The organism is Idiomarina seosinensis, assembly GCF_003987275.1.
Lineage (GTDB): Bacteria > Pseudomonadota > Gammaproteobacteria > Enterobacterales > Alteromonadaceae > Idiomarina > Idiomarina seosinensis.
The window spans coordinates 55380-76000 of sequence record NZ_PIQF01000002.1 but is presented as its reverse complement, the minus strand read 5'-3'; the positions used below and the strand labels follow the sequence as shown (position 1 = coordinate 76000).

The 20621-nt window shown below is 48.2% G+C and carries 21 protein-coding genes; 16 read left to right on the top strand and 5 right to left on the bottom strand.

Features of this window, described 5'->3' with window-relative positions; genetic code table 11:
- Positions 1 to 46 precede the first annotated feature (46 nt).
- From CWI81_RS06675 to CWI81_RS06665, 3 genes are all read left to right on the top strand, one after another.
- Positions 47 to 1879 carry a DUF1302 domain-containing protein gene (locus tag CWI81_RS06675; protein WP_241970377.1) on the top strand — a complete coding sequence of 611 codons (1833 nt, stop codon included), beginning with the start codon at positions 47 to 49 and terminating at the stop codon, positions 1877 to 1879.
- A gap of 111 nt (positions 1880 to 1990) precedes the next feature.
- Positions 1991 to 2173, top strand: a complete 183-nt coding sequence (locus CWI81_RS06670; protein ID WP_126784539.1) for a DUF6435 family protein — start codon at positions 1991 to 1993, stop codon at positions 2171 to 2173.
- A 140-nt stretch (positions 2174 to 2313) separates the two neighbouring features.
- Positions 2314 to 4338: a S9 family peptidase gene (locus CWI81_RS06665; RefSeq protein WP_126784538.1), complete on the top strand. Its 2025-nt coding sequence runs from the start codon at positions 2314 to 2316 to the stop codon at positions 4336 to 4338.
- Between the two features lie 47 nt (positions 4339 to 4385).
- Here the strand turns inward: CWI81_RS06665 and CWI81_RS06660 are convergent, their stop codons facing one another.
- From CWI81_RS06660 to CWI81_RS06650, 3 genes are read right to left on the bottom strand one after another with little or no spacing between them, the layout of a single operon-like run.
- Positions 4386 to 5036, bottom strand: a complete 651-nt coding sequence (locus tag CWI81_RS06660) for a sulfotransferase family 2 domain-containing protein (protein WP_126784537.1) — start codon at positions 5034 to 5036, stop codon at positions 4386 to 4388.
- A 4-nt stretch (positions 5037 to 5040) separates the two neighbouring features.
- Positions 5041 to 5766, bottom strand: coding sequence for a glycosyltransferase family 25 protein (locus CWI81_RS06655; protein ID WP_126784536.1), 726 nt, complete (start codon positions 5764 to 5766; stop codon positions 5041 to 5043).
- Positions 5756 to 6865, bottom strand: coding sequence for a glycosyltransferase (locus CWI81_RS06650; protein ID WP_241970376.1), 1110 nt, complete (start codon positions 6863 to 6865; stop codon positions 5756 to 5758). Before CWI81_RS06650 ends, CWI81_RS06655 begins: the two co-directional genes overlap by 11 nt.
- 68 nt (positions 6866 to 6933) lie before the next feature.
- On the opposite strand from CWI81_RS06650, the gene ung reads away from it, so the two are divergent.
- Positions 6934 to 7602 carry a uracil-DNA glycosylase gene (gene ung, locus CWI81_RS06645; protein WP_126784998.1) on the top strand — a complete coding sequence of 223 codons (669 nt, stop codon included), beginning with the start codon at positions 6934 to 6936 and terminating at the stop codon, positions 7600 to 7602.
- A gap of 892 nt (positions 7603 to 8494) precedes the next feature.
- Positions 8495 to 8668: a DUF3545 family protein gene (locus CWI81_RS06640; protein ID WP_126784535.1), complete on the top strand. Its 174-nt coding sequence runs from the start codon at positions 8495 to 8497 to the stop codon at positions 8666 to 8668.
- Positions 8669 to 8730: 62 nt separating this feature from the next.
- On the opposite strand, the gene suhB is transcribed toward CWI81_RS06640, so the two are convergent.
- Complete coding sequence (suhB, locus tag CWI81_RS06635; RefSeq protein ID WP_126784534.1) at positions 8731 to 9510, bottom strand: inositol-1-monophosphatase; 780 nt, start codon at positions 9508 to 9510, stop codon at positions 8731 to 8733.
- Positions 9511 to 9626: 116 nt separating this feature from the next.
- On the opposite strand from suhB, the gene trmJ reads away from it, so the two are divergent.
- The 3 genes from trmJ (at position 9627) to CWI81_RS06620 (ending at position 12069) form a co-directional block, all read left to right on the top strand.
- Positions 9627 to 10355 (top strand): tRNA (cytosine(32)/uridine(32)-2'-O)-methyltransferase TrmJ, encoded by a 729-nt coding sequence (trmJ, locus tag CWI81_RS06630; RefSeq protein WP_126784533.1) that lies wholly within the window; start codon positions 9627 to 9629, stop codon positions 10353 to 10355.
- A 63-nt stretch (positions 10356 to 10418) separates the two neighbouring features.
- Complete coding sequence (iscR, locus tag CWI81_RS06625) at positions 10419 to 10877, top strand: Fe-S cluster assembly transcriptional regulator IscR (protein WP_126784532.1); 459 nt, start codon at positions 10419 to 10421, stop codon at positions 10875 to 10877.
- Positions 10878 to 10911: 34 nt separating this feature from the next.
- Positions 10912 to 12069: an IscS subfamily cysteine desulfurase gene (locus tag CWI81_RS06620; protein ID WP_126784531.1), complete on the top strand. Its 1158-nt coding sequence runs from the start codon at positions 10912 to 10914 to the stop codon at positions 12067 to 12069.
- Positions 12070 to 12110: 41 nt separating this feature from the next.
- Here the strand turns inward: CWI81_RS06620 and msrA are convergent, their stop codons facing one another.
- Positions 12111 to 12638: a peptide-methionine (S)-S-oxide reductase MsrA gene (msrA, locus tag CWI81_RS06615; protein ID WP_126784530.1), complete on the bottom strand. Its 528-nt coding sequence runs from the start codon at positions 12636 to 12638 to the stop codon at positions 12111 to 12113.
- A gap of 170 nt (positions 12639 to 12808) precedes the next feature.
- On the opposite strand from msrA, the gene ndk reads away from it, so the two are divergent.
- From ndk to bamB, 8 genes are all read left to right on the top strand, one after another.
- Positions 12809 to 13240 carry a nucleoside-diphosphate kinase gene (ndk, locus tag CWI81_RS06610; RefSeq protein ID WP_126784529.1) on the top strand — a complete coding sequence of 144 codons (432 nt, stop codon included), beginning with the start codon at positions 12809 to 12811 and terminating at the stop codon, positions 13238 to 13240.
- Between the two features lie 223 nt (positions 13241 to 13463).
- Positions 13464 to 14597 (top strand): dual-specificity RNA methyltransferase RlmN, encoded by a 1134-nt coding sequence (gene rlmN, locus CWI81_RS06605; RefSeq protein ID WP_126784528.1) that lies wholly within the window; start codon positions 13464 to 13466, stop codon positions 14595 to 14597.
- 54 nt (positions 14598 to 14651) lie between these two features.
- Positions 14652 to 15068 (top strand): tetratricopeptide repeat protein, encoded by a 417-nt coding sequence (locus CWI81_RS06600; RefSeq protein WP_126784527.1) that lies wholly within the window; start codon positions 14652 to 14654, stop codon positions 15066 to 15068.
- Between the two features lie 48 nt (positions 15069 to 15116).
- The gene (locus CWI81_RS06595; RefSeq protein ID WP_126784526.1) at positions 15117 to 16247 is read left to right on the top strand and encodes a RodZ domain-containing protein; all 1131 of its coding nucleotides are present in this window, start codon (positions 15117 to 15119) and stop codon (positions 16245 to 16247) included.
- 19 nt (positions 16248 to 16266) lie between these two features.
- Positions 16267 to 17379 (top strand): flavodoxin-dependent (E)-4-hydroxy-3-methylbut-2-enyl-diphosphate synthase, encoded by a 1113-nt coding sequence (gene ispG / locus CWI81_RS06590; RefSeq protein WP_126784525.1) that lies wholly within the window; start codon positions 16267 to 16269, stop codon positions 17377 to 17379.
- Positions 17380 to 17463: 84 nt separating this feature from the next.
- Entirely contained in the window at positions 17464 to 18741 is a 1278-nt protein-coding gene (gene hisS / locus CWI81_RS06585; RefSeq protein WP_126784997.1) for a histidine--tRNA ligase, read from the top strand.
- Positions 18742 to 18752: 11 nt separating this feature from the next.
- Positions 18753 to 19370 (top strand): YfgM family protein, encoded by a 618-nt coding sequence (locus CWI81_RS06580; protein WP_126784524.1) that lies wholly within the window; start codon positions 18753 to 18755, stop codon positions 19368 to 19370.
- On the top strand, positions 19370 to 20617 hold the full coding sequence (gene bamB, locus CWI81_RS06575) for an outer membrane protein assembly factor BamB (RefSeq protein WP_126784523.1): 1248 nt from the start codon (positions 19370 to 19372) through the stop codon (positions 20615 to 20617). Before CWI81_RS06580 ends, bamB begins: the two co-directional genes overlap by 1 nt.
- Positions 20618 to 20621 lie beyond the last annotated feature (4 nt).

The following is a 20621-nucleotide window of genomic DNA, read 5'->3' as shown; positions in this document are numbered from 1 at the left end:
TTCAGTCATAACCGCCGTAAAAGTTAAAAATAGTAGGTGGCTCACAATGAAAAGAAGAACAACTATGCTAAAAAAATTACCTCTAGCGTCGGCCATTGCGCTGGCCGTTACACTGCCGACCCAGGCAGCAGATTTTGAAGTCGGTGATTTCGATATCAAATTCGATTCTATCTTGTCCTATGGTGCCGCATGGCGCATGGAAGATCCGTCTCTGCATTTAATCCATCCGGGCAACCGTGCTGGTGGAACCGCCGGCTCAAGTGTTGGTGACGACGGCAACCTGAACTTCGATAAAGGCGATCTGGTCAGCTCGGTATTTAAGGGCGTGCACGACTTGAGTATCGATGGCGGTGACTACGGTGCCTTTATCCGTTTTAACTACTGGTACGACTATGTGGTGTCAGAAGAAGAAATGGCACACGGACATCCGGGCAATAACTATATTCCTAACACCACCCTAAATGATGAAATCTTTGATGATTACTCTCAGGGTAGCGGCGCCGAGCTGCTTGATGCCTTCGTCTGGGCAAACTTCGATATGGGTGATATCCCAACCAGTTTGCGAGTCGGTCGGCAGGTTTTGAGCTGGGGTGAAAGCACCTTCGTTTTTAACGGTATCAATGACATTAATCCGCTTGATGTGAACGCAGCACGCCGCCCTGGTGCTGAAATTAAAGAAGCTTTGTTACCGGTTGGTATGGTTAGCGTGAATATGGGCTTAACCAATGACATCAACATGGAAGCCTTTTATCAGTACGAGTGGGATAACACTAAGCTTGATGGCTGTGGTACCTATTTCTCAAGTGTTGATATCATTGGCGGCCCTGGCTGCGGTAAAGTTACTCTTAACCCACAATTGGATGAGCCTGGCAGTGAATTAAGTGACCGTGAATCGGTAATGGCTGGTGCTTACATTGGCAGTAATCCAATGTTAGAAGCCTCCGACAGCGGTCAATGGGGTGTTAACTTCCGTTATTACTCGCTGGATCTGGGCACTGAATTCGGTTTCTACTTCTTAAATCTGCACAACAATACACCCATTATCTCGGCGTATAACTGGACCGTTGATCCAGAGCAGTATATGTCAGCCGAAGATCGGATGAATCCAGGTTATACCTACGCAACACCTAACGGCTATCCGGTTGACGGGCCGCGTCTGGTTATCGAATACCCTGAAGATACCGAAGTCTATGGCGCGAGCTTTAGCACGAATCTTGGGTTGTGGTCGGTTTCCGGTGAATACAGCTTCCGTAAAGATACGCCAGTACAAATTAATACCACAGAAATTTTGACCGCAGGTCTGCGTCCTAACGTGCCAAGCACTTTTGGTGACCGTGTTCAAAGTACTGAACTGGGTGGTTTAGCCAATGGTTACGATCGTTTAGACGTCAGTCAGGCACAAGCAAGCTTCGTGCGTTTCCTGGATCGTTTATGGGGTTCTGACCGCATGACCTTTGTCGGTGAACTGGCGATGAATCAGGTGCATGACATGCCAGGGCTGGAAGAGCAACGTTATGGGCGTTTACCCTTGTTTGGTAAATGTTTGTTGCCTTCTGAAGTGGGTCCAGCGGCAGCGGGCAACTGCGACGGCTTTGTCACTGAAAACTCATGGGGCTATCGCACTCGCTTCCAGTTTGAGTACAGCAACGTATGGCAGGGCTGGGGCTTAACACCAGTGGTTCAGTTCAATCACGACGTTGATGGTTATTCACCGAACAGCAACTTTATCGAAGATCGTAAATCGTTAGGTCTTAACCTGACGGCGAGCTACTTAACTACTTATAAAGTGAGCTTAGGCTACACGCAATTTAGTGGCGGCGATTACGACGCGACAACCGACCGCGATTTCGCGTCTGTCAGTTTCTCTTACGCTTTCTAATTCTTGCTGTAGTAAGTACCTTAAAAAGGCCACGCTAAAACGTGGCTTTTTTGAATCTAAACGGCGAAATATTCCGTAATCAAAGGCTCCACACCTTTATGGAATAATCACATGTTTGGTTTATTCAAAAAAAATCCCACCAAAAAACTCAGAAAAGAACTGCAAAGTTTGCAGGAAAAGTCGATGAACTTGCAACGCAACGGTGATATTCGAGGCAGCTCTATGATCAGTCAGGAAGCTGACGAGCTATGGAAAAAAATTCAGCAGATCGAAGCCTCTCAAAACAACAAATAGCGGCAGCGTACCAGTAATCGACATCGCTTGTGGTTCCATCGAAATTTTCTGTTGGTCCCTTGCTAAAAAAGACATAGAAGGCTACAACTGATGAAATGTTTAAGCAGAGTTCTGGCTCCACTGTCATAAAAGGGCACACCATGAAATATACTTTATCAATATTGGCGGGAGTACTGTTGTCTGCATCCGCGTCGGCGGATGATCATCAACAGCACTTACAACTTGAAGATGTGTTCACGCTGGAATATGCGTCATCACCAACCATTCATCCAAGCGGTGACTGGAGCGTGTTTGTTCGCCAGTCGATGGATATTAATAATGACCGTAAAGTGGGTCGGTTATGGAAAATCTTACCCGACGGCGATATTCGACCGTTAACCGGCGATAAAGCGAATGAGAGCCAGCCTGTCTGGTCTCCCGATGGCAAGCGGCTGGCGTTTGTTTCTACGGCAACGGGTAGTCCGCAAATTCATATATATTGGGCAGATAGCGGCGAGCACGCCGCGGTCACCGATTTAACCCAGGCCCCCTCAGGTTTATCCTGGTCACCGGATGGTCAGCACTTAGCCTTTTCTATGTTCACTCCTGAAGCGAAGCCGGCCCCTGTTTCGCTGCCGGGGAAACCCGAGGGTGCGGACTGGACAGAGTCGCCCAAATATATCGATAAAGACAACTATCGCTATGATGGCGGTGGTTATGCCCGCGATGGCTTCCAGCATATATACGTAGTACCGACTAAAGGTGGAACACCTCGGCAGCTAACAGAAGGCGATTATAACCACGGTGGTGAGTTGGACTGGAGTGCCGACGGTAATTCTATTTTGTTCTCTGCTAACCGCCGCGAGGATGCATTCCGTCAACCAACCAACAGTGAGTTGTATCAAGTATCCGTAAGCAACAGTGAAATTAAGCAAGTCACCGATCGTAAGGGACCGGATCGTTCGCCCTCAGTATCTCCTAATGGTGACTATATCGCTTACCTGGGAAATGACGACAATGGCAAAAGTTTTCAGGTAACCCGGCTTTATGTGATGGCCGCCGACGGTTCAGACAGCAAGCTACTCACGGCAGATTTAGATCGTAGCGTTACCGGCTTTGAGTGGGATAGCGATGGCGACGGTATTTATTTTAGCTATGACGACCATGGCCTTGGTTATCTGGCCCGTACCGATTTAGATGGCGAGATGGAAACACTGACCGACCGGGTGGGTGGTTTGTCCTATAGTCGTCCCTACGGTGGTGGAGACTTTTCAGTAGCCGATAATGATGAAATTCTTTATACACTATCAAACCCACTGCTTCCTGCCGAGCTAAGTATCTGGGACGACGGTGATACGCAGCAGATAACACAGCTGAACGAAGACGCGCTGGGCCACAAGCAACTGGCTAAGGTTGAAGAAATTAACTATAAATCGAGCGTCGACGGGCTGGATTTACAAGGCTGGGTTGCATACCCACCTAATTTTGATCCCAGCAAAGAATATCCTTTGATGCTAGAAATTCATGGCGGACCGCATACTAATTATGGACCTCGGTTTGCGGCGGAAGTGCAGTTATTTGCCGCAGCCGGCTATGTGGTGTTGTATACCAACCCGCGCGGTAGCACCAGCTATGGCGACGAATTTGCGAATGAAATCAGCCAAAATTACCCGAGCCATGATTACGACGATCTGATGGACGGTGTTGATGCGGTTATTGATAAAGGCTTTATCGATGAAGATCAACTGTTTGTTACCGGTGGTAGTGGCGGTGGTGTATTAACCGCCTGGATTGTTGGTCATACCGATCGCTTTAAAGCTGCTGTGGTCGCTAAGCCGGTGATTAACTGGTACAGCTTTGTGTTAACCGCAGATATGTACAATTACTTTTATCAGTATTGGTTCCCCGGCCTGCCATGGGAAAACATGGAACATTACATGAAGTACTCACCGATCAGTTACGTCGGCAATGTAACGACGCCAACCATGTTGCTAACAGGTGAGAATGACTACCGCACGCCAATGTCTGAGACCGAGCAGTACTATCAGGCACTTAAACTTGCCGGGGTCGAAACCGCAATGGTGCGTATTCAGGATTCTGGTCATGGTATCTACGCGCGGCCAAGTAACCTGATGAATAAAGTCGCATATATTTTGCATTGGTTTGATAAATATAAAGACGAATAGCTTGTTGTTCTCAAGAAAAAGCCCAGCCTGTTCAGACTGGGCTTTTTTTATAAGTTGTAGCCGAACAAATAAAAATCGGTATCGTAATACTCTCGTAAACGCTCGCTGCGTTCTGCATCCAGCGATAGCCGCTGGAGCTGTTTATTGACATTCAATTGCGGTAATTCTCGGCTCACGCCGAGTTGCTGACAAACGGTTGCAAAGTCCTCGTCGATAGACTCAAAACGGCCAATATAGTCAACCCCAATTTGCTTGTCTTTGCGGTTACCTGTATAGCTTAAAAATTGATACTGAGGCACAAAATGCAAGCTGCTGTAGCTTTTGGGATCCGCTAAAAAGGCGTCACAAAAAGCATTAATATCAGCAAATTTAGCGAGCTGTTGTTGCATGCCTTTATCGCTTAGAAAAGGACTGTTGCTGCGTAAAAAGTGAAAGCTCGATTCAAACCGAGTTATCGGATGGCGAACAAAGGCGAATTTAAATAGCGAGGCGGTGCCTTGGTAATCGCTAAAATAATAATCGGCAATTTTTTTATGCCCCACCTGATGTCCAAACAAAGACATACAAACAGCACTGCCTGCAGCCTTGGGAATATGTACAAATAGTCCATTACGGCTTTTAAAAGTCGCGTGTAAAGGCGTTGCCTTAAGTTTGCGAGGAAACTTGCGTGCTATCAGTTTGTTCAGAAAATAGGTCATAGTGTTATATCTTTAATTTAAAGCGCAATAATTCTTTTAGTTTTACCCAGCGTCGTTGTTTCAGCGCTTTGCGTGTGGCTAATTGCTGGATCTCGCTAGGCGCATCTGCATTATCGGCAATGTAGGGCAATAGACCAAAAGTATCTAGTGTTAATTCGTGTTGCCACTGAATGTCTACGTCAATTGGTCTAAAGAACGGCGGGCGCTGCTGTAATAAACGCTGAGCGCCGCGATAGCTGATCACTTGCGCTACCGTTCCCGACGGTATTTTTTGGCGATAGCGAACCAACGAAATGGTGGGATTCGATTGAGTTAATTGCTCTACGATATGATAAGGACGAAATTTATAAGGTGAGGCGAGCTTTATATAATCCCACTCCGTTGTTATTTTTCGCAGTTGATCAAGCACCTTGGGTGTATCGGCGTTCAAGCACAGATCATCTTCCAGAATAACGGCAAAGTCGAGTTTGTGGTCAACAATGTACTGCCAACATTTTACATGACTCAGATAACAGCCAATTTCACCGATAGTTAAGTCGTAGGGATAACGGCAGCGAGCATTATCCTCATCAAATACGCGCTTAACTGTATTCTCGTCCAGACTTTTGCCGTCAACCGCGCTAATTCGTGTAAAGGGCAACCTCCATTGATTTAATTGTTCAGTTGCTGACTGTAAGCGCTGTTTTGAGCGATCTAAATTGATCAGCAGAATAGGGACGTCAGAATGCATTAGGATTTCCGTTGTGGCTAATAAGTTGTTGGAATAACTGATAGTAGCGGTGATTCATTTGTTCTTGAGAATACTCACTAAGCGCCTGCTCACGGGCCCGAACAGCAAGCTGCTGCGCAAAATCATCGTTATCGAGTAATCGCTTTATTTTCTGCGCAAGGTCATCGGCACTAGCGTGGCGATGGAGGAGGCCATTAAAGTTTTCCTCAATGGTTTCTTGTACCCCGGGTACCTCGCTACCGATAACCGCACAGCCAGCCGCCATCGCTTCAATAAGTGTTAATGGCATACCTTCGTAGTGGGTGCATTGTACAAAAATGCGGCTTTCATTCAGCAGTTTTGGTACATCACTTCGATAACCACAAAACTGAACCAGTGAGTCAACACCCAGCGCTTGGGTCAGCTCAGTTAACTGTTTAGTGATTTTACTTTTGCCCTTGCCAACCAATAGTAGCGGCAATTCTATACCGGCAGATTTGAGTTGGGCAACAGCGCGAATAAGCGTGGCGTGGTCCTTTTGTTTGGCTATCCGCGAAATCATTATGATTTGTCGCTTACGCTCGACAAGTGGTGCGGGAGTTTCAACAAAAGGTCGGGTGTTAATGCCATTGCTAATGGCTATGCACTTAGCTTGCGGGTAGCCTCGTTTTAGTAGGACCTGGCGCACACCTTCCGAGCAACCAACCAGTGCATCGGTATAGCGATTTAACCAGCGAGAAAGCGCTAGGCGTAAGCGTGTATAGCGCTCCCGAGTGTTATGTTCCACCTGCACGATATGAGGCACCTTGGCGATAATAGCCGCTATGCGTCCCCAAATATGTTCGCTAAATCCGTGGGCGACAAAAATATCCGGTCGCAACTGTAGGCACAATCTAATTAACGCCATAATAGTGGTTATGTGCGACCAGTTATTAACGATATGAACACGCACACCCATTTGTTTAAGGTGTTCAACCTTAGCTGTTGGCATATGCGCCTTTTTACGTAACACAAGTATTGGTTCAACTTGTGGGTATAGGTTATGCATTTGCGCCAAGTTTGCGGCTACCTGGGTTGCTCCCCCAGAAAACCCGCCGGTTACAAAATGAATTACTCGCACGTTGCGTGAAGTCCGATTATTGCCAATAATGGCATCAGTCTACTACAACAACAAAGCAGGCTTAAGTGATTCCAGAGAAACAGCAAAGTTGGAGACCGTTGCTTGGCAATGAAAAAACCAAGCCGTACTTTACCGATTTAATGGCAAAAGTCGCAGCAGCGCGGCAGCAGGGCACGGTATACCCTGAACAAGAAGACGTTTTTAATGCATTAACGCAGACGCCGCCGGATAACGTAAAAGTTGTTATTCTGGGTCAGGATCCGTACCATGGTCCAGGCCAGGCCCACGGGCTGAGTTTTTCTGTGCCAGAGGGTGTAAAGCTGCCGCCATCGCTGCGCAATATTTTAAAAGCCATTCAGCTTGACTACCCGGATAGTCAGCCTCCGCAAAACGGCGATTTGACGCGTTGGGCAGAGCAAGGTGTTTTGTTACTGAATACGGTACTGACGGTGGAGCAGGGCAAAGCGCATAGTCATGCAAAATGGGGCTGGGAGACTTTCACCGATACGGTGATTCAAAAACTGGCTGATAAGCATCAGCATATCGTGTTTATGTTGTGGGGAGCCCACGCGCAGAAGAAAGCCGAGCTGATTGATGGCTCTAAACATTGCATTCTAAAAACGGTACACCCATCGCCCCTATCCGCCCACCGTGGTTTTTTCGACGCTCACCACTTCCGCAAAGCCAATGACTACCTGCAAAGCGTAGGGCGTCAGCCGATTAATTGGGGCGCTTGATGGCATCGCGGGGGGCGGGTGGAGGTTTTTTTATCCGCACCGAAGGTGACGGGTAAAGGTGCGACGGATCCGACCATCGGAGTTGCCGATGACCTCCTGCCCCTTCGGCGAGCCGAAGGCTACCCAAGATCTGAAGGGACTTCCCGGTAGCCATGGACATCAGAGCATTTAACACCAATCGTTTTTAAAAAATCGATATTTCGGGATTGCTGGATATTGTTCATATCGTGGGTAGCCATCGGCTTGCCGATGGGGCGAAGCCATTCGTGTTCCTCGGCGGCCCAATTGGAATGCCGCTATTCGCGTCCGCGGTGTGCAATGGGAACGATGTTATTGGTATCGGGGATGCCGAAAAAAGGCTCTTTATTCGGTTCTCAGATAGCGGATGGCGGTTTTTTTTTATCCGCACCGAGGGTGACGGGTAAAGGTGCGACGGATCCGACCATCGGAGTTGTCGACGACCTCCTGCCCCTTCGGCGAGCCGAAGGCTACCCAAGATCTGAAGGGACTTCCCGGTAGCCATGGACATCAGAGCATTTAACACCAATCGTTTTTAAAAACGTGACTCTGAGGGATCGCGGGTGGAGGTTTTTTTATCCGCACCGAGGGTGACGGGTAAAGGTGCGACGGATCCGACCATCGGCTTGCCGATGGGGCGAAGCCATTCGTGTTCCTCGGCGGCTGCTATGGAATGCCGCTCGTCGCTCCCTTGATTCGGAATAAAATGGTCATCGAAAGATGATGAATTTGCAACATTTTCGTAACAAATATCTTTTAATCTCACCGCTGTTATGGTATTAAGTTAGTTGTGAATTAATTGTTAACAGAAACATTTTTCTGACAATTGGTTCGCGTGCGCTAAATTGATAATTATAAAAGCTGAGAGGCAAGTATGGATCATTCAGAAGAGCTTCAGAAAGTCAGTGAAAAGTCATCTAAAGGACGCGCAGCCAAGCGCAAGTGGCGTGAGATAGAACAAATTAAAGAAAAATACCAACTGCGGGAAGAGCTCGCTGAAATCGATTATTCCTACGACCTGGATCTAGAAGAAATCGACCTGCAGTAAGTCGCGTCTATAACGCGGTTTAATTGTAACGTGCGTCAAGGACGCACGTTACAGTCGTCTTTTTACAGACGCATCAATGGCAGCATTTGCTTCAGGACTTTAGGTGCGCCGGCGGCTACGTTGCCAGTTTGTACGTAGTTGTGACCGCCGTTAAAGTCGCAGATGATACCTCCGGCTTCGCGAATCAATAATTCGCCAGCCAGCATATCCCAAGGTTTTAATCCCATTTCGAAGAAACCGTCATGGCGGCTAGCTGCTACATAGGCTAAATCTAAAGCGGCAGAGCCCGCACGGCGCATGTCTGCGCAATGTTCAAATAGGTTATTAAACATTTGCTGGTATTCCGGCAACTTATGTTTTGCCTTAAATGGAAAGCCTGTCGCCAGTATTGAATCTTTTAATTCAACTTTCGGAGAAATCCGCAAACGACGGCCATTCAATTGCGCACCGGCGCCGCGTGATGCGGTATATAACTCTTCACGAATCGGATCGTAGACCACGCCCTGCTGCACAGAGCCTTTATGTAACAACGCAATAGAAATACAGAAGTGAGGGATACCGCGCAGGTAATTTGTGGTGCCATCCAGCGGATCAATAACCCATTGGAAATCATTATCCGAACCGGCTTGTTGGCCGCTCTCTTCCGCAATAATTCCATGGTCTGGATACGATTTACGAATAGTGCTAATGATTGCTTGTTCGGCCGCCTTGTCCATCTCTGATACCCAATCATTAGGGCCTTTCGAGACTGCGTCGATCGGTTGACCTTGATCAAACTGCTTGACTAAAATTTTGCCGGCTGCACGCGCTGCGCGCACCGCAATGTTTAACATCGGATGCATATTCAAATTACCTGTGCTGTCAAAGAACGATTTTTCGGTCGCGGATAATACCAGTAATGCGCTATCATGCACAACTTTTATTCAGCAGCAGACAGTCAACAAACAGACCAAACATCATGCTTGATACTATTAAAATTGTACTCGTAAATACCTCACACACCGGCAACATAGGCTCTGTAGCCAGAGCGATGAAGACGATGGGCTTAAAGCAATTAACGCTGGTCGATCCGGTGCAAGCGCCAGACAGTCACGCCTCTGCATTAGCTGCCGGAGCGACTGATATTCTGGCCAATGCCAACACTGTTGATACCCTACAAGAGGCCATTAGTGATTGCTCGTTGGTATTAGCAACCAGCGCTCGTAACCGCACCTTGGACTGGCCTGTTTTAGGACCGCGGGAGGCCGCGGCAAAAGTATTGTCGGAGGCTCCAAAGCATAAGGTGGCGATTGTATTCGGGCGTGAGAACAATGGCCTGACCAACGAAGAGTTGCAATTGAGCCATTATCATTTGCATATCCCGACTAATCCAGATTACAGCTCGCTGAACTTGGCGATGGCAGTGCAAACGGTGTGTTATGAATTGCGTTTGCAGCATCTTGAGGCAGAGGCCGAACAATCGCGTTATCAGCAACAACAAGATATCGGCGATTATCCGCGGGCTGAAGAGCTAGAACGGTTTTATCAACACCTTGAAACAACGCTTTATAACACTGGGTTTATTGTTAAAAGCCATCCAGGGCAAGTGATGACTAAGTTGCGACGCTTGTACAATCGGGCGCGACCGGAAGAGAGCGAACTTAACATTTTGCGCGGCATTCTCGCTTCGATCGACAAGAAATGCTAATACTTGACTAATTTAGTCAGGAAAGTAAACTTGGCGAATACGCGAAGCGAAGAGGATTAGATCATGCGCCTGACGTCAAAAGGCCGGTATGCCGTAACGGCTATGCTGGATGTAGCTATGTTTGCTAAGGAAAATCCAGTACCGCTGGCCGATATTTCAGAACGACAAGGTATCTCACTTTCTTACCTTGAACAGCTGTTTGCACGACTGCGTAAACGCGGTTTAGTACATAGTGTTCGGGGTCCCGGCGGCGGCTATCAGTTGGGTAAAAATGCTCAAGTAATCTCTGTTGGCGCGGTTATTGATGCTGTGGACGAGTCGATAGATGCGACCCGTTGTCAGGGTAAAGCCAATTGTCAGGGAGGTGAACGCTGCTTAACTCATTCACTATGGGAAGGTTTGAGCGACCGCATTGCTGAGTTCTTAAATGGCATTACGTTGGCGGAGCTGATGGATAGCAAAGACGTCGCTTTTATGAGCGAACGTCAGGCGAGTGATAAAATAGAACTTAACGTTATTTAGCACTACCGATAAACACTAAAGGAGTCATTGCGCAGTGAAATTGCCTATTTATCTGGATTACGCGGCAACCACACCGGTCGACAAGCAGGTGGCCGAGAAGATGATGCAATTTCTTACCAGCGATGGCGTCTATGCCAATCCTGCCTCGCGCTCTCACCGGTATGGTTGGCAAGCCGAAGAAGCAGTTGATATAGCCCGCAATCAGGTCGCCGATCTTATTCATGCCGATGCGCGTGAAATTGTTTTCACCTCGGGAGCGACTGAATCTGACAATTTGGCGCTGAAAGGCGTTGCGCACTTTTTGAAAGAGAAAGGCAAACATTTGATCACCGTCAAAAGTGAGCATAAGGCGGTATTAGACCCAGCGACTCAATTGGTTAAAGAAGGGTACGAGGTTACCTATTTAGAGATTGATCAAGATGGTCGTATCGATTTAGACGAACTGCGCTCAGCATTGCGATCAGACACGGTTTTGGTCAGTGTTATGCATGTTAATAACGAGCTTGGGGTGCAGCAGGATATTGAGGCGATTGGTCAAATCTGCCGTGATAATGACACTCTATTTCATGTCGACGCGGCGCAAAGCGTCGGCAAATTACCGATTGATGTCAGTCGCCTGCCAATTGATCTACTATCGCTGTCCGCGCATAAAATGTACGGTCCTAAGGGCATTGGTGCGTTATATGTTCGTCGGCAACCAAGAGTACGAATCGAGGCTCAAATTCATGGCGGTGGACACGAGCGGGGAATGCGTTCCGGAACTCTTGCTACTCACCAGATCGTGGGGCTGGGCGAAGCCGCAGAAGTGGCGGCGAACAGAATGCAGCAAGATATCGAGTACTTTGAGCAGCTACGATCTAAGTTTTTACAACCACTACTAGCAACCGATGGCATTGAGCTTAACGGCAGCGACCAATATCGAGTACCTAACATTGTTAATTTGCGTTTCGCCGGGGTTGAAGGCGAAGTCTTATTAATGTCGTTAAAAGATTTAGCGATTTCGTCCGGGTCAGCCTGTACTTCTGCCAGCGTCGAACCATCCCACGTGCTTAGAGCTCTTGGCATTAACGACCAGTTGGCGCACGCCTCGCTGCGCTTCAGTTTTGGTCGGCAAACCAGCGAAGCAGACGTCGAGCACGCCATAGAACATATTTTGCAGGTTTATAATAAGCTCAAGGCAGTCGCGTCATAGACGTAACTGCCTTGAGTGTTGACTTGCGTCAGCGACGCAAGCTATTTCAGCAAACTGGAAAACGTTTTCCGAAACTTCGCCAGCTTCGGTGATATAACCGCCTGACAGTAGGGGTTTTCAGGATTACGATTAAAATAGTTTTCGTGATAGTCCTCAGCTGCCCAAAACGTTTCTAACGTTGATACTTCTGTCACGATCGGATCAGCGAACGCATCGTCTTCTTCAAGTTCTTTTATAACTTGCTCAGCCTCATGCTTTTGTTCGTCGTCGTGGTAAAAAATCGAGCTGCGGTACTGAGTACCAACATCATTACCTTGTCGATTCAGCTGTGTCGGATCATGCAGGGTAAAGAAAATTTCTAAGATTTGGCGGTAAGAAATTACCTCCGGGTTATAGGTTAGCTGAGCGACTTCTGCATGTCCGGTGGTGCCGGTACATACCAGTTTGTAAGTTGGGTTCTCAGTATCTCCACCGGTATATCCCGACTGAACTTTCTCAATGCCTTTAACCTGTAGAAAGGCTGATTCTATACACCAAAAACAACCGCCACCTAATGTTGCCTGGGCCATGTTTACAACTCCTTACGTCAAATGGACGTCTATATGGCTATATAATAATGTCATCCTAACTCAGAAAGCAGTTGGAAACAATCAATCGGTAGTCGATTTTTAAACAAATATCCCGTATAATTCGCGCGGAAAATTTAATCACAGGTTAAAACCTTTTTTGGAGTAAGAAAATGGCTTTAGAGCGCACTTTATCAATCATCAAGCCCGACGCAGTTGCTAAAAACTTAGTTGGCGCTATCTATACTCGTTTTGAAAGCGCGGGTCTTCGCATTGTTGCAGCTAAAATGATGCACCTGAGCAAAGAGCAAGCAGAAGGTTTTTACGCAGAACACAAAGAGCGTCCTTTCTTCGGCGCGCTAGTTGAGTTTATGACGTCTGGCCCAATCGTTGTACAAGTGCTGGAAGGCGAAGACGCGGTATTAAAAAATCGTGAAATTATGGGTGCTACTAACCCAGCAGAAGCACTGGCAGGAACGCTACGCGCAGACTATGCTGAAACTATTGACGAAAACGCAGTCCACGGCTCAGATGCCGTTGAATCAGCAGCACGTGAAATTGCTTACTTCTTCAGCGACGAAGAAATCTGCCCACGTACACGCTAAAAGATAGGCCCGCTTCGTTCGCGGGGTGGGCTCCGGCTGCGCCCTCGCGGTGTGGCGCTTCGCGGGTATAGACTCGCTACGCTCGTGTTTAATTATTGACGGGCGAAGCCCCTAAACCCGTGCGCCGAAAGGCGGCACGCCACGCCGCGACGGCATAGCCGGAGCCCATACCGCAAGCGCAAAGCGTGAGTCTACACCGCCGCAGGCCCACAACAGGATTTATATGACCAATACCATCGACAAAAAAGTGAATCTTCTCAACCTAAACCGCGAGGGACTGAAAGAGTTTTTCAGCGACATCGGTGAGAAACCATTTCGTGCCGACCAGGTCATGAAGTGGCTGTACCATTTTTGTGTCGACGACTTTGACGAAATGACCAACTTGAACAAAGCATTGCGTCAAAAGTTACAGCAAGTTGCAGAGATTAGGGCGCCTGAAATTAGAGAACAGCAGCAGTCCTCTGATGGTACCATTAAGTTTGTAATGACTCTATTTGACGGGCAAGACGTTGAGACAGTGTGGATTCCTGAACGCGATCGTGCCACGTTGTGTGTTTCATCACAGGTTGGTTGCGCACTCGAATGTACATTTTGCTCAACCGGTGCACAGGGCTTTAACCGTAACCTGAACGTGGCTGAAATTATCGGTCAGGTTTGGCGTGTTAACCAGTTACTTGGTGCTTACGGCAAGACAGGAATTAAACCGGTAACCAATGTGGTGATGATGGGCATGGGTGAACCCTTGCTTAATCTGAACAATGTGGTTCCGGCGATGCAACTTATGCTGGATGATTACGGTTTTGGCCTGTCCAAACGCAGGGTTACAGTCAGTACTTCCGGCGTAGTTCCTGCTCTGGATAAACTGCGTGAACAAATTGATGTGATGTTAGCGATATCGCTGCATGCACCGGACGATGAATTGCGTAATGAAATCGTACCGATTAATAAAAAGTATAATATTGAAGAATTTCTGGCGTCTAGCCGGCGCTACGTTGAGCAGTCAAAAGCGCAACATAAAGTGACGATCGAGTACGTCATGTTGGATCATGTCAACGACTCGACCGATCAAGCGCACGCATTAGCGCGCACTTTAAAAGACACGCCCAGCAAGATTAATCTTATCCCTTTTAATCCGTTTCCGGGTTCCGGCTATGGTCGTTCCAGTAACTCGCGGATTGACCGTTTTGCCAAGGTTTTAATGGAGTATGGCTTTACCGTCATGGTTCGTAAAACACGCGGCGACGATATCGATGCTGCCTGCGGTCAACTGGTCGGCGACGTTATCGACCGGACCAAGCGTATTTTAAAACGTCAGCAGGCTGCCCGCGGCGACGAAATAGGCGTGAAAAGCGCCTAACAGCTATACTAGTGCTCTAATTGGTGCCGTTTAATTTGAACAAGGATTGTTTGAATGAAAAAGTTTATCGTGGTGAGCCTGCTAGTGGCTGGTTGCGCGGGTTCCCCAAACGCGCAGCTTAGCGAAGCCGGAGAAAGCCGGCTGCAGCTGGCAATTGAATATATGAAGCGCGACCAATTAGAGCGGGCGCGCACTCATCTTGATAAAGCCTATAGCGATGCGCCGCGCGCAGAAAGCGTTATAATAGCCTTAGGGCAGTGGTATTTACGCAAAGAAAACGTCAAATCTGCGTTGCTACTTTACCAACAAGCGTTATCATGGCAACCTAAGAGTGGCGCATTGTATAACAATTACGCTATCGCGCTGTGCTTGTCCGGTGATACGCAACAGGCGCTGGCTATGTTTGATCAGGCAGAACGTTTCCAGCAGACCGTTGCAGCTAACCGCGCACAGTGCCTTTCCCATCGCTAAGCCAAGGCGAAAGGGGGTAGCGAACTAACAGGGAAATACCCAATTAACATGACTGCTGATAACCAATCGAATGAGACTGAGGAAAACGCGGTAGATAACACCAATCAAGAAGCCACCGCACAACAGCAGAAGGAACCTGTCAAAGGACCCGGTCATCTTTTAAAAGAAGCTAGGGAAGCGAAGAACTTAAGTCAGCGAGAAGTAGCTGACCGCCTGCGTTTGCGACTGCAAATTATCGAGTTGCTCGAAGCCGATGAGTACGATTCATTCTCCACCCCAACTTTTATCAAGGGCTACCTTCGCTCTTACGCAAAACTGTTAGATGCTGATGATGAAAAAATCTTTGCCGCATACCGGCAGCTAGGGATCAAAGAACCCGATACAACGGCTATGCAAAGTTTTTCCCGCCGAGTTAAGCATCAAGAAAGCGACAATCGACTGATGCTGATCACTTATGCCGTCATCGTGGTCGTTATTGCTCTGGTAATTTGGTGGTGGCAAGACAGTGATTTAAGCTTTAACCAATTGAGCGACGATGTTCAGGATGCTGTTGAACAGCCGCAGTCCAGTACCAACACAACAATTAACCAACCGGTAACTGAACAATCCAGCGGTGAGCAGCAGCCGCAAGAGAGAGCAGAGCCATTGTTGGAGTCCGAAGTCGATAGCAGTGACACCAGTACCTCCTTATCCGCGAACGATCCTGAGACGCGGTCGGAACAACCACAACAATCCGACCAACCGATGACGGTTACTGATACTGAGCAAGTTGATACTGCTCTGGAGTCGGTCAATCAACCAGTAGCTGAAGACCAAGAGCCCGAACAGCAAACCTCGGGACAAGATTCGGCCACAACAGTTACCGATGCTGCCGCGACGGAAAGCGAGTTAGCCGAAGTTAACGAACCGGTGGCTGAGCCCTCGCCAGCAGTTGAGCCACAGTTAGTTTTTGAGTTTAACGAGGAGTGCTGGGTAAAAGTTGATGATGCAGCCGGTGAAACTCAGGCAGTTGGTGTTAAAGCTCAGGGGTACCAAATGCCAGTGCCGGGCGAAGCGCCGTTCTCTGTTACGGTCTGCAAACCAGAAGCCGTTTCTATCAGTTATCAGGGTGAAACGGTCGATTTGAGTAGTTTCAGACAAGCACGCGTTGCTCGATTTACCATTCCTTTAAGTAATTAAGTTGTAGGAAGTACCTGTTATGATGCACGACACTCCAATTAAGCGTAGACCGTCACGTCGTATTTATGTCGGTGATGTGCCAATTGGTGATAGCGCGCCAATCGCCGTGCAATCAATGACCAATACCGAAACCACAGATGTGGCGGCAACGGTGGCTCAAATAGAGCAGTTGGCTGCGGCAGGTGCAGACATTGTCCGCGTGTCGGTGCCGACTATGGACGCCGCAGAAGCGTTCAAATTAATTAAACAAAAAAGCCCAGTCCCATTAGTTACCGATATCCATTTTGATTATCGAATCGCCTTAAAAGTGGCTGAGTACGGTGCTGATTGTTTGCGTATTAATCCTGGGAATATCGGCCGTGAAGATCGTATTCGCGCCGTAGTAGATGCCGCTCGCGATAAAAACATTCCCATTCGAATTGGCGTTAATGGCGGCTCACTGGAAAAAGACCTGCAGGAAAAATATGGCGAGCCGACAGCTGAGGCGTTGGTAGAGTCAGCAATGCGTCATGTCGAAATATTGCAACGACTAGACTTTCACGACTTTAAGGTGAGTGTTAAAGCCTCGGATGTATTTTTAGCTGTCGAATCGTATCGGTTGTTGGCCGACAAGATTGAGCAACCCCTGCACCTTGGCATTACTGAAGCCGGAGGAAAACGCAGCGGCGCTGTTAAGTCGTCAATCGGTTTGGGCATGTTGTTAGCCGAAGGTATCGGCGATACGTTGCGAGTCTCTCTGGCCGCCGACCCGGTGGAAGAAATTAAAGTAGGCTTTGATATTCTCAAGTCGCTGCGCATCCGGGCCCGCGGTATTAACTTTATTGCTTGCCCTAGCTGCTCGCGGCAAGAGTTCGACGTTATTAGTACGGTTAATGAGCTGGAACAGCGACTGGAAGATATTACTGTGCCGATGGATGTTTCCGTGATTGGTTGTGTGGTTAATGGTCCTGGCGAAGCGTTAATCGCCGAAGTGGGTTTGGCTGGGGCAAAAAATAAAAGCGGGCTTTATATTGGAGGCGAGCGTCAAAAATTGCGGCTGGATAACAAAAATCTGGTTGATCAACTAGAGCAACAAATCCGTGAACGCGTCGAATTTGTGAAAAAACATCAAATTGATGTAAAAGAAATTTAGCAACGCGTTTTACCCGTGGTTGTAAAGTCCCTATAATACGCGCTCATTTTGTAAGCTAGCAAACAGATAATGGAAGTACCACCCGTGGCAAAATCCATCCAGGCAATCCGAGGCATGAATGACCTGTTACCAGACCAAAGTCCGGCCTGGCAGCAAGTCGAATCGGTTATCCGTCAAGTAGCAGCCAGTTATGGCTATAGTGAAATCCGTATGCCGGTGCTGGAAAGCACAGCACTATTTAAGCGCTCTATTGGCGAAGTTACCGATATTGTCGAAAAGGAAATGTACACTTTTGATGACCGCAATGGTGACAGTGTTACGCTGCGCCCAGAAGGGACTGCTAGTTGTGTGCGGGCGGGCAATCAACACGGCTTACTCTATAATCAAATCCAGCGACTTTGGTACATGGGACCAATGTTTCGCTATGAACGCCCGCAAAAAGGTCGCTATCGCCAGTTCCACCAGTTTGGTATCGAAACCTTTGGGTTGGAAGGTGCTGATGCCGATGCAGAAGTTATTTTGCTGTCAGCGCGTTTATGGAAAGCCTTTGGCATTGCCGATCAGGTTGAGTTACAGCTTAACTCTCTAGGCTCTAACCAAGCTCGGGCAAACTACCGCGACGCTTTGCATGACTACTTGCTGCAGTACCAGGATCAATTGGACGAAGACAGCAAACGTCGATTAGAGACCAATCCTCTGCGGATATTGGACAGTAAAGACGCTGCCACACAGGCGTTATTAGTGGACGCACCCAAACTGTCGGAGTACTGGGACGACGAGTCGCGTGAGCATTTTGATCAACTATGTGCGCGCTTGCGGGAAGCTGGCATCGAGTATAGCTTAAATGAGCGCCTAGTCCGTGGCCTTGATTATTACAATCGGACCGTGTTTGAGTGGGTAACTACAGCTTTAGGTGCTCAGGGTACAGTCTGTGCCGGTGGCCGTTACGACGGATTAGTCGAACAGTTAGGTGGTAAGTCAACGCCAGCTGTGGGATTTGCGATGGGCATGGAACGTTTTGTGTTGCTGTTACAAGAACAAGAAAAGCTATCTCCGCGGCGGGTGGTCGATGCCTACTTAATGCCGTTAGGTGAGCAAACGGAACTTAAAGCGCAGGCAATTGCCGAACAGCTGAGAGATGCCTTGCCGGAGTTGCGGCTGGTCGTGCATTGTGGCGGCGGGGCGATGAAAAAACAAATTAAAAAAGCGGATAAATCCGGTGCTGAAGTGGCGCTGATTATCGGTGAAAACGAGCTAGCAGAGCAGCAGGTTACGGTGAAACCGTTACGCAGTGATGCTGAACAAAAAACCTTAGGACACGCAGAATTGATAGAATATTTGCGGCCACTGACAGAAGCGTAAGAGGTGACCCTGTGGATCAGACAGAAGAACAACAAGTTGAGCGAATTAAAGATTTTTGGGCGGAGCATGGCAAAGGCATCATTGCTGGTGCAGTAATCGGTTTTGGTCTGTTTTTTGGTTGGCGCTACTACGATAGTGCACAAATTAGTGCACAAAATGCGGCTTCTGCCGGCTATCAGCAAGTGGCGAATCAGTTGCAGCAAGGTTCCGAAAATGCGCTGGCTAATACACAACAGTTTATTAGTGAGCACCAGGGATCGCAGTACGCTCATTTGGCGTCATTGCAGTTGGCTCAGTACGCTGCTTCCGAAGCTGATCTGGCGACTGCAGTAACTGCGCTACAGCAAGTTGTTGATGGCAGCGATGATAACAACTTGAAGGCGGTCGCACGTATCCGTTTAGCGCGGGTGTTATTGGCGCAGCAGCAGTACGATGCTGCCTTAGCGAATGTTCAGGCAGAAGTGCCAAGTGCCTATCAGGCCGCGGCAGCTGAGCTAGAAGGAGATATTTACGGTGCGCAGGGTAATAACCAGCAGGCTCGTGAAGCTTACCAACGGGCACTGGCTGCCGACGGAGAGGCATTAACACCGGCTCTGGAACTTAAACTCAACAGTCTGGCGACATCATAATGCAGGTATTTAAGCAGCTTAAAAAAGCGGCATCAATGCTCACGGTAGGTCTAATGACCGTTACCTTGAGTGGTTGTTCGATTTTTAGTGATGACGACGAAGAAATCAAAATTGCGCCGTTACAGCCAATTAATCAAAGCGTTGCTGCCAAAGTTAAGTGGCAGCGCAGTGTTGGTGATGGGGTCGGCGATTACTTTTCACGCCTGAACCCGGTCGTCTACGGTGACACAATTTTTGCCGCTGACCGGCAGGGGCGTATTAAGGCATTTAACAAGAACAACGGCAAAACGATCTGGACACAAGATCTACACAGCTTAATCAATGTTAATGAAGCGACCGAAGAGAGTTGGTTCAGCGGTATTTTTTCGCAAACATTCTCAGCGCGTATTTCCGGTGGCTTGGTTGCCTCTTATGACAAACTCTATTTGGGCACCGAGAACGGTGACCTGATAGCCTTGGAAGCGGAAACTGGCGAACTGGCATGGCACACCGAAGTGGGTAATGAGATTAACTCTGATCCGGCCGTGGGCGAGAATCGGGTAGTTGTTCATACCACAGGCGGTAAAGTTATTAGTTTTGATGCGGCCAGCGGCGAACAGCAGTGGTTCTATGAATATCAGACACCCATGCTGAGTATACGAGGCTCATCAGCCCCGACCATCGCGAACGGTGGTGTTATGGTCGGTGATGACAATGGCTCTGCAACGGTGCTGATTGCCAAAAATGGTCAACAGGCTTGGAGCCAGCGAGTTGGGCAGCCGACCGGATCGACCGAACTAGAAGCTTTAGCCGATATCGATGCTAACCCGGTACTCGTCGGTTCGGTAGTGTATATGATTGCATATAATGGCGAGCTGGCAGCGCTCGAATTGCGCAGCGGCGAAGTGCGCTGGAAGCGAGACTACAGTGCTTTCGAAAACTTACTGGTGCACGGTGGGCGTATCTACTTAACAAACCACGAAAGCCATATTTATGCACTGAACCAACAAGGTGGTATTGAGCTTTGGAGTAACAACCAAATGTTCGGGCGCAAGCTCACCGGCCCGGTTTGGCACGATGGCTTTATTGCGTTAGGCGATTTAGAAGGCTACCTGCATTGGATAGACCCAGCTAGTGGAAATATCGAAGGTCGCTACGAAATTGGCGGCGACGGCATTTATGCGCAGCCGATTGTGGATGGCAACACACTTTATACTCAAACTCGAGATGGCGATTTAGTCGCTATTGAATTGACTGCAGGAAATTAAATAG

Excerpts from the sequence above, each read along its gene's own strand:
- msrA (WP_126784530.1), bottom strand. The coding sequence starts at position 12,638 with ATGGCCCAGGCAACATTAGGTGGCGGTTGTTTTTGGTGTATAGAATCA.
- bamB (WP_126784523.1), top strand. The coding sequence starts at position 19,370 with ATGCAGGTATTTAAGCAGCTTAAAAAAGCGGCATCAATGCTCACGGTA.
- suhB (WP_126784534.1), bottom strand. The coding sequence starts at position 9,510 with ATGCATCCGATGTTAAACATTGCGGTGCGCGCAGCGCGTGCAGCCGGC.
- trmJ (WP_126784533.1), top strand. The coding sequence starts at position 9,627 with ATGCTTGATACTATTAAAATTGTACTCGTAAATACCTCACACACCGGC.
- CWI81_RS06665 (WP_126784538.1), top strand. The coding sequence starts at position 2,314 with ATGAAATATACTTTATCAATATTGGCGGGAGTACTGTTGTCTGCATCC.
- iscR (WP_126784532.1), top strand. The coding sequence starts at position 10,419 with ATGCGCCTGACGTCAAAAGGCCGGTATGCCGTAACGGCTATGCTGGAT.
- CWI81_RS06670 (WP_126784539.1), top strand. The coding sequence starts at position 1,991 with ATGTTTGGTTTATTCAAAAAAAATCCCACCAAAAAACTCAGAAAAGAA.
- rlmN (WP_126784528.1), top strand. The coding sequence starts at position 13,464 with ATGACCAATACCATCGACAAAAAAGTGAATCTTCTCAACCTAAACCGC.
- CWI81_RS06675 (WP_241970377.1), top strand. The coding sequence starts at position 47 with ATGAAAAGAAGAACAACTATGCTAAAAAAATTACCTCTAGCGTCGGCC.
- CWI81_RS06600 (WP_126784527.1), top strand. The coding sequence starts at position 14,652 with ATGAAAAAGTTTATCGTGGTGAGCCTGCTAGTGGCTGGTTGCGCGGGT.
- ndk (WP_126784529.1), top strand. The coding sequence starts at position 12,809 with ATGGCTTTAGAGCGCACTTTATCAATCATCAAGCCCGACGCAGTTGCT.
- CWI81_RS06655 (WP_126784536.1), bottom strand. The coding sequence starts at position 5,766 with ATGCATTCTGACGTCCCTATTCTGCTGATCAATTTAGATCGCTCAAAA.
- ispG (WP_126784525.1), top strand. The coding sequence starts at position 16,267 with ATGATGCACGACACTCCAATTAAGCGTAGACCGTCACGTCGTATTTAT.
- CWI81_RS06640 (WP_126784535.1), top strand. The coding sequence starts at position 8,495 with ATGGATCATTCAGAAGAGCTTCAGAAAGTCAGTGAAAAGTCATCTAAA.
- CWI81_RS06595 (WP_126784526.1), top strand. The coding sequence starts at position 15,117 with ATGACTGCTGATAACCAATCGAATGAGACTGAGGAAAACGCGGTAGAT.
- CWI81_RS06660 (WP_126784537.1), bottom strand. The coding sequence starts at position 5,036 with ATGACCTATTTTCTGAACAAACTGATAGCACGCAAGTTTCCTCGCAAA.